This window comes from Pseudomonas sp. p99-361 (assembly GCF_003935475.1).
Taxonomy (GTDB): domain Bacteria; phylum Pseudomonadota; class Gammaproteobacteria; order Pseudomonadales; family Pseudomonadaceae; genus Aquipseudomonas; species Aquipseudomonas juntendi.
Map to the genome: position 1 here is coordinate 1 of NZ_RHQO01000104.1, position 12,354 is coordinate 12,354.

Annotated in this window: 12 protein-coding genes and 3 pseudogenes; 6 read left to right on the top strand and 9 right to left on the bottom strand. The window is 54.1% G+C overall.

Features of this window, described 5'->3' with window-relative positions; translation table 11 throughout:
* A partial coding sequence (locus tag EGJ22_RS26315) for a hypothetical protein (RefSeq protein WP_218568209.1) occupies positions 1 to 217 on the top strand: 217 nt, incomplete at its 5' end.
* Between the two features lie 274 nt (positions 218 to 491).
* Here EGJ22_RS26315 and EGJ22_RS24675 read toward each other — a convergent pair.
* The 3 genes from EGJ22_RS24675 to EGJ22_RS24685 form a co-directional block, all read right to left on the bottom strand.
* Positions 492 to 4,850, bottom strand: coding sequence for an NACHT domain-containing NTPase (locus EGJ22_RS24675; RefSeq protein ID WP_029887772.1), 4,359 nt, complete (start codon positions 4,848 to 4,850; stop codon positions 492 to 494).
* A gap of 490 nt (positions 4,851 to 5,340) precedes the next feature.
* On the bottom strand, positions 5,341 to 5,559 hold the full coding sequence (locus tag EGJ22_RS26685; protein ID WP_029887773.1) for a hypothetical protein: 219 nt from the start codon (positions 5,557 to 5,559) through the stop codon (positions 5,341 to 5,343).
* Positions 5,560 to 5,564: 5 nt separating this feature from the next.
* Positions 5,565 to 5,867, bottom strand: coding sequence for a hypothetical protein (locus EGJ22_RS24685; protein ID WP_029887774.1), 303 nt, complete (start codon positions 5,865 to 5,867; stop codon positions 5,565 to 5,567).
* An 82-nt stretch (positions 5,868 to 5,949) separates the two neighbouring features.
* Between EGJ22_RS24685 and EGJ22_RS24690 the strand changes: the two genes are divergently transcribed.
* Positions 5,950 to 6,351 (top strand): helix-turn-helix domain-containing protein, encoded by a 402-nt coding sequence (locus EGJ22_RS24690; RefSeq protein WP_029887775.1) that lies wholly within the window; start codon positions 5,950 to 5,952, stop codon positions 6,349 to 6,351.
* A gap of 195 nt (positions 6,352 to 6,546) precedes the next feature.
* Here the strand turns inward: EGJ22_RS24690 and EGJ22_RS24695 are convergent, their stop codons facing one another.
* On the bottom strand, positions 6,547 to 6,756 hold the full coding sequence (locus tag EGJ22_RS24695; protein WP_029887776.1) for a hypothetical protein: 210 nt from the start codon (positions 6,754 to 6,756) through the stop codon (positions 6,547 to 6,549).
* A gap of 89 nt (positions 6,757 to 6,845) precedes the next feature.
* Between EGJ22_RS24695 and EGJ22_RS24700 the strand changes: the two are divergent.
* From EGJ22_RS24700 to EGJ22_RS24710, 3 genes and pseudogenes are all read left to right on the top strand, one after another.
* Positions 6,846 to 7,166: pseudogene (locus tag EGJ22_RS24700) on the top strand (hypothetical protein); the annotation flags it as partial.
* 256 nt (positions 7,167 to 7,422) lie between these two features.
* Complete coding sequence (locus EGJ22_RS24705) at positions 7,423 to 7,782, top strand: hypothetical protein (RefSeq protein ID WP_172828430.1); 360 nt, start codon at positions 7,423 to 7,425, stop codon at positions 7,780 to 7,782.
* A gap of 291 nt (positions 7,783 to 8,073) precedes the next feature.
* On the top strand, positions 8,074 to 8,484 hold the full coding sequence (locus EGJ22_RS24710; RefSeq protein ID WP_029887779.1) for a hypothetical protein: 411 nt from the start codon (positions 8,074 to 8,076) through the stop codon (positions 8,482 to 8,484).
* A 692-nt stretch (positions 8,485 to 9,176) separates the two neighbouring features.
* Here the strand turns inward: EGJ22_RS24710 and EGJ22_RS26690 are convergent.
* The 4 genes and pseudogenes from EGJ22_RS26690 to EGJ22_RS24730 all read right to left on the bottom strand — a co-directional run bounded on the left by EGJ22_RS26690 (position 9,177) and on the right by EGJ22_RS24730 (position 11,065).
* Positions 9,177 to 9,413: a hypothetical protein gene (locus EGJ22_RS26690; protein WP_029887780.1), complete on the bottom strand. Its 237-nt coding sequence runs from the start codon at positions 9,411 to 9,413 to the stop codon at positions 9,177 to 9,179.
* A gap of 561 nt (positions 9,414 to 9,974) precedes the next feature.
* Positions 9,975 to 10,182 (bottom strand): annotated as a pseudogene (locus tag EGJ22_RS26695) (hypothetical protein).
* Positions 10,183 to 10,244: 62 nt separating this feature from the next.
* The gene (locus tag EGJ22_RS24725; RefSeq protein ID WP_029887781.1) at positions 10,245 to 10,475 is read right to left on the bottom strand and encodes a hypothetical protein; all 231 of its coding nucleotides are present in this window, start codon (positions 10,473 to 10,475) and stop codon (positions 10,245 to 10,247) included.
* Between the two features lie 221 nt (positions 10,476 to 10,696).
* Positions 10,697 to 11,065, bottom strand: a complete 369-nt coding sequence (locus EGJ22_RS24730; protein ID WP_029887809.1) for a histone-like nucleoid-structuring protein, MvaT/MvaU family — start codon at positions 11,063 to 11,065, stop codon at positions 10,697 to 10,699.
* Positions 11,066 to 11,139: 74 nt separating this feature from the next.
* On the opposite strand from EGJ22_RS24730, the pseudogene EGJ22_RS24735 reads away from it, so the two are divergent.
* Positions 11,140 to 11,751 (top strand): annotated as a pseudogene (locus EGJ22_RS24735) (DUF421 domain-containing protein); the annotation flags it as partial.
* A gap of 59 nt (positions 11,752 to 11,810) precedes the next feature.
* Here the strand turns inward: EGJ22_RS24735 and EGJ22_RS26700 are convergent.
* Positions 11,811 to 12,170, bottom strand: coding sequence for a hypothetical protein (locus tag EGJ22_RS26700; protein WP_223809589.1), 360 nt, complete (start codon positions 12,168 to 12,170; stop codon positions 11,811 to 11,813).
* Positions 12,171 to 12,354 lie beyond the last annotated feature (184 nt).

Genomic DNA, 12,354 nt, shown 5'->3' on the forward strand with positions numbered 1-12,354 from the left:
CGGGCAAGGCTTTGTTTTCCACCCGTTCTTGTCCGAGCTGGTCTGTGTGCTGAGGGGTGAGTTGGCCAGACGGTTACAGCTAACCCACCATGCCTGCGGAATCAAACTTAGCTCAGTCCCTGTGGAGAGCTTGCCGATGGGTCTCGAGATGCCTCATCTCCTTCTCCCACTCATCAACGAATTTTTCCAGGTCATGCAGGTATGGGCCTGCGGCTAACCGTGTTGAGCCGACGCTCGCTTGGGCGAATCGCTCGCGCCATGGTGATGGAATGGTCAACTCATCTACGATCCTACGGCCTGAGGTGTGAGCAGACGTAGTGACCTGGTCGAGAAGATGCTTGCAGGAAAGAGCGACATCATCCAAATCTTGCTCAACTGCGTGCATTTCCTGGAGGAGAACTATCGCTTTGGGATCGCCAGGCTGGAATGCGGAGAGAGCCCAAAGCAACCGCCGTAGTTGACGCTCGCCTTCTACGACATCGGCCAAGGTTTCACCCCTCCTCGCTCAGGCCGGCTTCCACCTGATTGGCCTTGATGGCTTTGGCTGCTGCCTGTCCTCCCCGCTTGGTAAGGTCGATGCCGATGACCTTTATGTCCTCAGCGCCAGGATATCTAGAGGCGATACTCAACCAGTGTTCCTGCAAGGCTGCTACCAAGCCGTCAAACCCGACTCGATCACCCTTTGGGGTTTCCCATTTGGTTTGATCATCTCGGCTGACAAGCACAAAGATTCCGCAGCTCGACCTGTCATCGCGAAGGTAATCCCCGCATAACTGATTCTCAAGGCGCTCGAAATGTTGCGGCCCGCTCCAGTTCTGCGAGAGCTTCAGTTCGACCGGTACGGGAGCATCGAACTGGGTGTTCAGGAACCTGTAGTCAGGTCGCTTGTCGTCCGCGAGCTGCTCCTCCTGGACTACGCTGTAGCGGCCTGCAGCGCGCTCTCTACACCAGTCACCAATGTATTTGCGAACCGAGGTTTCTTGACTTGAAGGCAACAGAAGCTCTGCCCAGCTTGAGTCACTCTCTTCCAGCACGTGCTTCAAATCCAGTAAGCGATCGATAGCGAGATTCCAAAGCTCTCGGTGAGTGGTAGGACTGCTTTCCAACGAGTTATGGAAATCGATGACTTTCTCTGGTGGCCAAGGCGGCGTTTGAGAGTCTGCCGTGGCTTTCTGCTGCGCGTAGAAAGCACTCCAGGGGCGAAGGCTCTCTGAAGGATGCGCTTGAGCAATTTCCTCTAAAGCTAGAAATGCTTCCTTACCAGGCGTTTCTCGAATGAAGGCAAGTAATCCATCACGTGCATTCTGGGCGTCGTCCCTCAGGCCTGGCGAGTAGACGCCTGTTCCTGCACGCTGGATGTCATCCGCGATACGTACGTACTCGTTAACGAGCAGATACAGCGCTTTGGCGTGCCCTACTGTCTTGTAGTTTTGCCGGCAACGGTGTGCATTGTGGCCACCAACAATGCCAATTAGGCAGAGCATCGCAAATTGAGCTTTGGCGTCATCTGAAGGCAGCGAGTCGAGACGAGCCGCCAGTGCCGGGATACCTTCAGCGGGTTTCGATCCAATCCACAGTGCAAACCAAGACGGCGCGATATCCAGATCGCTCTCTGCGATAGCACGCTCGCTGGCGAGCTCAGCCAGTGCCTGATCACTGATGGGGGACTCCACTACGACGCTCATGACGAGTTGAAGGGATTCCAGGGTTTTCACAGGTTGAGCCAGCCGAGTCAAGAGCGGGGCTGATAGTGCTTCATACAGCCATTCACCACCGTAGCGCAGCCTGCGTAGGACATGGTTGCCATGGTTGCCACCTGAATCCGAGCATGGCTGACTCAGCTCGTAACAGATCTCTCGTTCTACGATTTCTAGAACAGATTGCGGCCAGTGTTTGAACAACGTAGGGAGCCACTCTGGGAAGCCATTCAATTCAAGGAGTGCATAACGAACGGCATACTCAGCATCCCTGCAAGACATTTGGAGGAAACTGGACGACTCTTCCTTGGCTTCTATAGCAAGCCCCGTCAACCCAAAAATCACCTGGTATGGAGTCGTATTCGCCGGCGCGCCTTCAGATGGAAGCCGTGGGCAATAGCCCCTCCAGAAATTAATCGCCCCTACACGAAACGCTTGAGCGACCGGCATTCCGAACTCGAGAGCGAGTGACTGCCAGTTGCCGCTGCTCCATGTGCTTGAGGATGACGTACCATCACGCATCTCCTCGAGTAGATAGGCTTGACAGCGAGTCATCACACCCGGCTCGGGACTGTTGATGTGCGCGACATCGGCGGCAAGACCCTCACGCCACTCGCGACGTCGATTCGCTTCTTCATACTCGCGCTGAGCCGCTTCTTCTTTCCACTGGGCTTGCTGTATCTCCCATGCCTCGACCTGACGCGCCGGAGGATTCAACATGAGTTCCAGCTTGTCGCTGAGCTCGGAGTCACATTCAGTGGCCTTTCGAAGCTGAATCTCCCACTCAGCCGGCCTGCCATGCTGCTTGTAGATTTCAACGCCCATACTCATCGCCATGTGACGATCTTGAAAATCGGCGAGGCTAACAATCTGGGCGCAGGCGAGGCTGAAATTCTCCCTGTTCAACGTCCAAAATGGCCGGAATCCGATCAGTTGCCATACGTTGATTACGGCTTCGTTGCGATGCACACGCCCCTTTCGGGCAATCTCAACGTCATACCAGAAGAGTTTGTAGTCGAGTTCAGGCCAAGTGGGCACGGCTGCTCTGAGGTTCTCGCCTAGCTCACGAATGTCCCTCTCATCGTAGACATGAGCTAGAGCGAGCTTGCTCAAGATTGCTAGGGCGGCTTCATCGAGCGCGAACGGATCGCGCTCATGGATCAGCCGGAGCACACATTGACCAGCAATTTCGGCAAGCCAGATGTACCTTTTCGAGATGGCGATGAAACCGTGATCTATGGTAGGCGGCTTGGCCAGAAGTGCTCCAAGTCCAAAGATAAGGGTAGGGAGATACTCCAGCGGCAAATCTACTGCCAAGTTCGAAAGGTTAATCGCCAGGCTGTCCCTACCGCTATAGCGTTCCTTCTTCGCGGCTCGCTCGATCGCTGCAAGTAGCCAGCGAATTGATTCTTCGTCCGGCGGCAAGGCTTCTACATGTACAAGCTCAGCCAACCACTCTCGATTGACCTCCTCGTCACAGGCCAACAACCCTTGGCGTAGGTCATCGACGTCCTGGGGCGTGCCCAAATCGATGACGGCACGTATTGCTGCCAAACGTGTGTGCTTGTGTTGTGCAGTGAGAGCGAATTGCTTAGCTTCTGCGAGCGCTCCCACCACCTCCCCTTGCCAAACCATGCGTAGCAGGAACCAGGTAATATCGTCGTTTGTGCTGTAGAGCGCCAGCAGGTCTTTTATATCTCCGGTGAGGTCATGGTGAGCGAATCGCTGTACAGCAGAATAGTCAGTCATCGACCAGCTATGGGCCGGCTGCGCCAAGTGCTCGCAAGTTTTACGCAACACGTTCCGGCGAGTCGTTAATGGGAGCTGGCCTGGATCACCACCCTCGAAGAATACCTCTGGAGCAACCTCCTCCAACCGTGCACAAATGCGATCATCCAAAAGCGCCAGCCAAGGCAGGACTGGACGCAGCGAGGGATTAATTACCTGCAGTCCGTATTGAGTGCGGAAGAAAAGATTCTCGATCTTGACACGAGAGGCCGAACCGCGGATCAGCTCGTGAAGCCACTCAGCCGTTAGGTATTCTCGGACTGTGCGATGGTGAAAACGAACCGTTCCATATATGCCAGGCTCGAAAATCGGCCGGCTTAGCAGTGTCCCTGCGTCTGCGTCATTCCAATCCTTGAGGACAGAACGAACCGGGATGCCCTTTTTATTGGCATCGCCATCCGGTACGCGGACAGCAGACATCTGACCCAGTGTTGTCGCGGCGGCTATGAGGCAGACACCTTCGCGGAGTCTCTCTGGGGCGATAGGTTTGATCTCAGCGCGATTTTGGTCATGCTCTTCTAGGCGACGGTCGATGCTGCTTCTCATCAGCTCAAGGCGAGAACCTATACGGAGATGAGCGTGCCAATAGCCGACGAGCTCCAGGAAATCCAGTGGGCGCGTCGTCAACGACCACGCATCCCTCCGGTCAAGTTCAGCGCGGAAGCTTTCACCATCTGTGACACCGGTGGCCGCGAGGAACCGGTCGACCTGCTCTCCATGAATATCATCCAGCGTCACTACAAGGAACGACCCACCTGACTCTGTCTCTGTTGGAACCGTGTGCGCTTCATCTTCAGGTACGTCAGCAGTACTAGCAGGCGCTTGCTTAGCTATGGGCGCAAAGGCAAACGTCGACTCACAGATCGCTAGATCTGTCCTGGCGCGCCACGCTGTGCTGCGCCCGGTAATGAGTAGGTGCGCCTTGGCGCCAAGGCGTTGCGTCAAGCGGCCGATTTTGCGGATCGCTTTCTCAAAGTCTCTAGGATCTTTTAACCGAGCCTCGTCTACTGAATCCATGAACAGCCAGCCTTCCGCACCGGAGTCTAACCAGCTTTCGAATTCCTCGAAGCTGCCTTCTTCGATTGCGTCTTCCATATCCGGGTAGACGTTTTCGATCCGCAGGAAAAAGGCCGTTTTTCCCTGGCTACGGAGCTGGCGGGTGACGTTCCGGATTTCAGCGGTTTTGCCCGATCCCGCCTCAGAGAGCAGTATGACTCGTTGATGTTGAAGCAAGTCTGCCCAGCGAAGTTCTCCGCTCCTGCTAAGCCGACTGCTCAGATCTACATCGTCTGAAGCGTCTGAATCGAATGGGATCTTGGAAAAAGTACGGTCAAGGTCGATGAAGGCGTCCAGGGGCCGCGTCATAGCTAGTCTCAAGCAGGTCAGTTGCAGACCCGACTTGGGCTGCAGAGGCTCTGTTATCCTACCTGAAACGTAGCTGTGATCGGTGGGTTCTACCTACAAACGCAGCGCGAACTCTTTGAGCGCCAGCCTGCACGACGCAACTCCATGTGTCGTGCGCGCCTTGAGCCTTGCTACCGCCTCTGCCAAAGACTGCAGCGGTCATGTTCTGACAGCGGCTTATAGTCTGGTCAGCGGCCGTCCAGTCCGATCAGTCGTGGCCTAACATCACTTATCAGTACTTGCTGAAACGAGCTGAGAGCGTCGCAGCCTCCATGTCGACCCAAGCTTCCGGGTTTGAGGTTGACTGCACCATCATCCATGTCTCCGATTTATGTGTTCCACCCAGCCTACCGAGAAGCGCCAGCATCCTTAGGGATGATTGTTCTGCTAAAGGAGACACAGCTAAGGCATCAATGCCTCATTACGTCTTGCCGCGGTAATACACCGCCCCTTAATGATTTCGTGGGGCCGTCCCTCCGAGCGCACCCAGCTGATAGTCTGTCACCGCTTGGAACTGTTGCTCGGCAATCATCCGTAAGCGCTCCAACTCCACACCAGTGACGCCCCCGGATTGAGCCTTATGGTACCGCTTCAAAGCCTCGACGGCCTCGGTGTACATCGGATCGTCCGGCATCAACACTTTGCTGAGATCCTTCCGCTTCATTGTCATTTCGCTCACGCAGGGATAGGCAGACTGGAGTCGATGACCACGACTTGACGCTTATCGGCGGCAGGATCATCGGCTTCCCCAGGGAACCAGCTCAGCGACTCGTAGCCCATGATTTGCCCTTCGCGCACAACATCCTGGTAACACGCGATAGCGTCCTCTAACGCTGAACAGTCAGATCGCGGAATCAAAACTGGTAGGTCGGGATCATACTTGCGGAGCTCTTCAATCAAATCGCCTACGTTCACATTTTGTCCTCGAGTAGCGGCCCTTAAGCGAGCAGTGGCGGCGTCATTCAAAGGTATACGCATGAGAGCGCTCTTTTCCAGCCGTGGTAGGCTGGAAGCTGAAAACGTAGCCACCTATCGAAATATCCAAAGCCGAGACTGAAGCATGACGCTCAAAGCCTCCTTCGCCAGCGTACTACGCGCACTGCGCAGCAAGCGTAATATCACCCAGCGGGACTTTGCTGACACGACAAGCCGCACCTACCTGTCAAAGCTTGAGCTGGGTAAATCAAGCATCACGCTCGACAAGCTCGATCAGGTGAGCCGACGCTTGGAGCTTAGTCCAATTACCCTCCTCACCCTGACACTCAGCGAGGATACCGGTAAGCCTCCTTCTGAGCTGATCTCCAAGCTGCAGTTAGAGATCGAAGATTTGCAGCGGAAGGATGGCTTGCCCGGCCTTCGAGTGATCCCAGAGATTGGTCACCAAATGCGTCACGTGCCCCGTAGAGCCAGGAGCGGTCATGAGTCGAACTGCATGCAAGCAGAGCTCGCCTTCGCGGATTGATCGTCCGTATAGCCATAAGGCATGCGGAAAAAGCGCTCCGCCTTTAAGTCAAGGTGTAACGCTTAAGGCTCGCCCCTGCGGGGACAGCTGTCGTGAACCGCACCCTGGCTTCGCCAGGTTCCGGCCCTATCGGGCTTCCATCTTCTCGCCTCTGGCCCATCGTGGGCCTGCGCGCTCCGCTTGCCATTTCGCAAATCAGTGCTGTGTCTGACCCAGACTGCCGGCCTTGAGCAATTGATAGTCGATGACGGTCTGGTACAGGTGGTCAGCCTCCAAGCGGAGGCGAGCCACTTCATCAGCTGGTCGTCCTTCATCAACGGCCTTCTGGTGGGCTCGGATGGCTTCGAGGGCTTGCTGTAAGAGGGGCTCTCCGGCCTCTGCCATTCCCAGGATCGTCCTCTTCATTTTCAGCGTCCATCCTGCCGGATGGCACGGGGTATATCCAGGTACTCCATCTCGGCCTTCCAGGTCATAACGAATCTCTCAAGGTCGTAGAGGACTGCAGCGAGTTCGTGAAGGAGATCGTGCTGCCACAGCTCTGGGGCGGTAAGTATGCCATGCCGATCATTGAGGCTAGGCCAGCGCTGCTCGCCTTCTTAGCATCTTTCGAGGCTGAACTCGAGATCGTTACCGATGCCCCCGAGTACGATTGGGAGCTGTTTTGCGAGCTCGCTTACGACGCTGGTCGCTGGCCTCAAAATGTCCGAAATCGTCCGACAGATGCGACCACACTGTCTCCGACAAACGATGGGGCAGAGTTACCTCACCACGCTCTTCTCGATGCCAGGATCATTGCCGGAATGTTCACGTCATGATGGGCCGCTGAATAGTCAGGTGCTCCTTGCGCATTTACACCCTGTGAAAACTCGTTTGCATTCGACGTAACCAGCCGCTTGCACTCCAACTGACCAGTCGCAAGTATGACTGAGGGGCGAAAGCAGCCAGCCACGATTGGCAGCTAACGACCCATAGCTGCCGTTCAAGGTGTCTAGGAAATCAGCCAACGCTGCTTACCGCGGCCGGTATATGCCTATGGCGCGAATTTGATGAAGTCTTTCTTGGCTTGTTGGTATGCAGCATTCTTTATTACTATATCGCCCCGTCACTCTCGCCGCCGCATACCTGAGATCGAATATTTTGAAAAAGTTTACCTTAATCACAAGCCTCAGCCTGGGGCTAACCGGTTGCACATTCACAGGGGCGAACGAAGTTGCTCCCGACCAATTTATGATTACCAGTCACGGCAGTATCTTCGACTCAAGGGAAGGCCTGCTGGAGAATATTAATCAAAAGGCCGAAAAAGTGTGCGAGGGCAAGCCATACCATCTGGAAGGTGATACGGGTGCCAATATGGTCGTTGCTACCCGTACCCAGCTTGGCCAAACGCCAACTACAGTTCTTGGTCTGAAGGCGGTCTGTGAAAATCAGTGAGGAGACGTTCCGGTGAGGCGCAAGCACAGCGACTCAGGGATCAAGCCTGTACTGTAGTCTTTGTGAGCATCGGTTTGGAGGCGATATCAGCCATTCACGACCGATATCGACCTATAACAGTCATTGATTGACGATATAGGCAAGCACGGCTAGCGCTTTTGGCGAGCCGCCTGGTGGAATACAGTGTAATGTGCGAAATCCATCGTCCGTGGTTGGCCACGAAGCGTCCAAATCGACATGTTTGATCTAAGCAGTCCATTATTGCTGCCCCGAAATCTCTGAGGGATTGTCTTGGATATCGACAGACTTTTGAAGAAGCGTCAACTGAGTGTGCAAGAGCAGATTGCGGTTGTTGCCAGTGAAATCGCGCTGACTGCCAGCTTTTGGCGTGACCGGGGCGTGCCCGTCAGCCTAGCTAATTACGCTGAGCGCCAAGGAGTATGTTGGTCAAAAACCATCATCCTCAAATTGGATATCGACTTTCCCGGAATGCCCCGCCTGTTCGGACTACTTCTCACGCAAAATGAAAAATTCATTACGTTTGAGCTTGATACGGACATCACCCACCGTGAGCTTGAAACCGTAGAGAGGTGGGAGGATGTATCAGCTCAGCAGGACTACTCGGTAGCGAAGAAAGGTATCAAGAAGGGCTATGCAGCTATAGCCTTGGAGGTAAGACGTGAGTTGCTTGGGCTGCCGTAGAATTATGCCCCATTTCTAACCTGAGATGGCGTGAGGTCAGCAGGTTGAGGCGAGTTTGTCCTGCCAGTCTTACATTTACCTGTGAGAAAAAGCGCAGGCTGAACCGTCTTTCACCGATGTCCGCAATGGGTCGTATGCGGACGGTCGCGAACGGCTGCTTTCGACAATTGGATTCAATTGCTCGTGATCAAACTGGTTTGCCATGAGTGTATTGCGGCTTAAGCTCGCACTATTGGAAATCTCGAAAGTGGTCGCTTTCATGATAAGAAGGGTGGCCTTTGATTGTGCAGAAATCATTTAGTGGTCGGCCAGAGCTTCAGAATTTTCTTACAAGGGTCACACGCTCATCATCGCTGTATTGTTTTGCCTGCTCGTTTGCAACCTGCTTGCTAGGCATGTGAAAAACTCCACTGCTGCAGCGGAAGGGTAAAAAATGGGTGGCACAGAGTGCTCAATGCTCGGTAGCTATATGACCCAGTCGAATAGAAGTGCTGTCAGCCCGGCACCTACCAGTGACCCTGTCAGAATCATCAGCCCCTCTAATATTGACGTATGATTGCCCATATCAGATGTGCCTCCGAAAATTCATAAGCCATGCATATGAATACAAAGGCAGCTACGATTGCGATAGCGCCGTAATAAAAAAATGTCTTGTCCGTGGATGGGGCCATGGGGCTATCTCCGGTAGAAAGTCATTCCGTTCGCATTATTGAAAATAGCTCGGACGGGTTGCGCGATTCAGAAATCATCTTTTCGCATTCTGTTATGGCTAGCGATTTATTCGGAAAATTCCGCTTTATTCTTATTTTTTCTTGTTTGTCGTAGATGTCGAACCCTCCCGAAGTGGTAGCGGCGTAAAACCGACTTCCAATCTGAAATGATTCGTTTTCTATAGGTACTGCTGGAACGATAACGAATCTTGGTTGCATTTTTCCATCCCCCCTCCCTTGGAGACCTAAGTAATAGCTAGGCTCATACATAGACGCAAGAGGGCTCACAATAAATTTCGCCCGAAATCTTTCTGCGTATTGTTTTGAATGCTTGCTCTAACTTTCAACTCCCCTCATTTTGGAGCGTACTGTCAGCATCGCCAGCAGCTCTGAGACGATCCGTGAGGTGTCGAGTACAGAAAGGGGGGTGAAAAAGCGCTCGTTGCGAGGGGATTGCGACGATTCCAAGTGGGGTGGACTGAATCGCCCACGGTTTGGCAGATACCTTCAGCCTTAAATCGATGGCCCTTAACTCCCTGCAGGGCCGGTTAATTCTGACCGGTGTCTGCCGATGCCGACGGGCCGCAATGGGTCGTTAGTAGTCAATCGTAAAGTGCTGCTTGCGCCTCTAAGCCATGTGGGCGATTGGTGGTAACGATTGCAAATGGCTGGCCACGTCGAATGCAAACGGCTGGTAAGCATCGATAAAAATCACTGGTCACGTACATGGCAAATTTCCACCCCTTGCATGCAGGGTATCGACCTGATGCAGGCCATCTGTTAATGACCTTTCTCTGTGGGCCCGCTTAGGGCGTGCAACTGGTAGTCGGTGACCGCCTGGAAGCGGTGCTCGGCCATCAGCTTGCCGCTCCAGCTCCGCTCCGACTACCCCTCTAGCCTGGGCTTGGTGGTACAGCTTGAGTGCCTCCACAGCCTCGGTGTACAGGGGGTGGTCAGGCATGAGTACCTTGCTCAGATCTCTTTTCACGATCTCTTCCTTTCGCCATAGCGATCCCACACGACGCGCTGCCATCAAGGCGTGTGTTTAGCCTACCACTGCTGATCAGCCTGGACGGAGTGGGCGTACATCAATGCTTCGTCGGCGAGCTCCAGCATATCGGCCAAGGTTCCAGAGTCTACGGCGTGTGTATCACGTAGCGCATATGCGTGATGCAGAAGCTCCCTGTGATGTTTCTTAGGTGCGAGGAGCAGAGCCTCGGTGTCGTTGAGCAGCTGTCGCCACTCTTGGATCGACATTACGGGCAGATTGGTGCCTGTCATGGCAGTATTCTCTATTGCTGTATGGGCATACAGTATTCGGAAAATGCCTGGCTGCATAGGTACTGCGGACGAAATGCGTCGCCGATGATCACAGATCAGTCGCTGGTACGAGGTACGTTTACGCTGTGGGTGGCGATAGCTCGCCCAGATGAATTACCTGACAGCGTCACCAAAGAAAAAGCCCCCGTAAGGGGGCTTTAGCAAACCATCGGTGGAGCGTGTTACTGGGCGAGCCAGCCTTCCACCACATCAGAGCCGTACTCGGCTTTCCATTCCTTCAGCAGCTTGTGGTTGCCGCCTTTGGTTTCGATGATTTCACCATTGTGTGGGTTCTTGTACTGCTTCACCTGTCGCGCACGACGCGGGGCCTTTTCAGCTGCTGTAGGAGCGGCGGCACGACGGTTCGCTTGAGGATCCAAGATGTTGATGATGTCGCGCAGGCTGTAGCCGTATTTGCTCAACAGCTCACGTAATTTGGTCTCAAACTCAATCTCTGCTTGCAGCTCGGATGAGCCTTTCATGGCTTCAAGCTCGGCCAGCTGTGCGGCCAATGTTTGCTCGAGCTTACGGAATTCTGCAAGACGGGACATAGATGCTTCCTCAAATACCGGATGAAATTAGTGGGTTACTGTAAACCATTTTCAGCTCGCCCTACTTAAATTTAGCGGCGTTTCTAGCCGTGTTCTTCTTTTTGAAATTCAGTGGTCGCCGTGGAATCAGGCAGCTCTCCCGATTCGAGCTCGTGGTGATCCTCACCTTGGGCTCAGCCGCAGGCGATGTGACGTTTTACGAGGATGTACCTCTCCTCCCGGTCGCATTGGTTTTCCTCACGCTTTTGCTGCTCTATCGTGGAACCGTCTACATGATGAGACGCAGCAGAACATGCGAGGCCTGGATCGATGGATTACCCATCACCGTCGTAAAGGACGGCATGTACGAGATCCATTCCCTGCGAAATTTGAACATCTCGTCGAACGAGCTCTTCATGGAGCTGCGCCAACAAGGCGTGGAGCATCTCGGCCAGGTTCGACTGGGCCTATTGGAAACTGATGGCGATCTTAGTTTGTATTTCTATGGGCCAGATGACACCCGGCCAGGGTTATCAGTGCTGCCAGTCGAACATCGTCCAGAGTACCTAGCGCCGCCGAACGCTGGCCTACATTGCTGCGTCAGCTGCGGCTTCCCAGTCTTCCATGAGCCTCAGGATTCAGTCGTCTGTGAACGCTGCGGACATAACGTCTGGTCACCTGCACTGGATACCTTACGCAACCGCTAGACCACATTTTCGCCCTTGCTCTCCCACACGACGCCGTCCCACCCGGGCGGGTTTTTAGCCTACCAATGCTGATCAGCTTGGACGGAGTGGGCGTACATCAGTGCTTCGTCCACGAGCTCCAACATATCGGCCAGGGTTCCTGAGTCCACGGCATGCATATCACGTAATGCATATGCTTGGTGCAGAAGCTCTCTGTGATGTTTCTTAGGTGCAAGGAGCAGGGCCTCGGTGTCGTTGAGCAGCTGCCGCCACTCTTGGATCGACATTACCGGCAGATTGGTGCCTGTCATGGCGGTATTCTCTATTGCTGTATAGGCATACAGTATTCGGAAAATGCCTGGCTGCATAGGCAGTGCGGACGAAATGCGCCTGCGATGGGAGTCAAGGTTGGCCGAAATTGAGCAGGGCTTGCCCAGCATCCCACAAGGCCTGGTTTAGGCTTACACAGTTTGGGTTTACGCAAGCGGTACGCGAGAGCCCTCGCCCGATACTATTCACGTCCTTTTCACATGCTATGTGGGAACGTTAGGGATGCTCCGATCAACTTGTCGTGCAGCCGCGGCAAGTTGCAATTTTCCAGGCACCTACAGCGTCATTGGACGA

Excerpts from the sequence above, each read along its gene's own strand:
- EGJ22_RS26685 (WP_029887773.1), bottom strand. The coding sequence starts at position 5,559 with ATGACAATGAAGCGGAAGGATCTCAGCAAAGTGTTGATGCCGGACGAT.
- EGJ22_RS24730 (WP_029887809.1), bottom strand. The coding sequence starts at position 11,065 with ATGTCCCGTCTTGCAGAATTCCGTAAGCTCGAGCAAACATTGGCCGCA.
- EGJ22_RS24725 (WP_029887781.1), bottom strand. The coding sequence starts at position 10,475 with ATGACAGGCACCAATCTGCCCGTAATGTCGATCCAAGAGTGGCGACAG.
- EGJ22_RS24695 (WP_029887776.1), bottom strand. The coding sequence starts at position 6,756 with ATGAAGAGGACGATCCTGGGAATGGCAGAGGCCGGAGAGCCCCTCTTA.
- EGJ22_RS24685 (WP_029887774.1), bottom strand. The coding sequence starts at position 5,867 with ATGCGTATACCTTTGAATGACGCCGCCACTGCTCGCTTAAGGGCCGCT.
- EGJ22_RS24705 (WP_172828430.1), top strand. The coding sequence starts at position 7,423 with ATGCAGCATTCTTTATTACTATATCGCCCCGTCACTCTCGCCGCCGCA.
- EGJ22_RS26690 (WP_029887780.1), bottom strand. The coding sequence starts at position 9,413 with ATGCAACCAAGATTCGTTATCGTTCCAGCAGTACCTATAGAAAACGAA.
- EGJ22_RS26700 (WP_223809589.1), bottom strand. The coding sequence starts at position 12,170 with ATGCTGGGCAAGCCCTGCTCAATTTCGGCCAACCTTGACTCCCATCGC.
- EGJ22_RS24675 (WP_029887772.1), bottom strand. The coding sequence starts at position 4,850 with ATGACGCGGCCCCTGGACGCCTTCATCGACCTTGACCGTACTTTTTCC.
- EGJ22_RS24690 (WP_029887775.1), top strand. The coding sequence starts at position 5,950 with ATGACGCTCAAAGCCTCCTTCGCCAGCGTACTACGCGCACTGCGCAGC.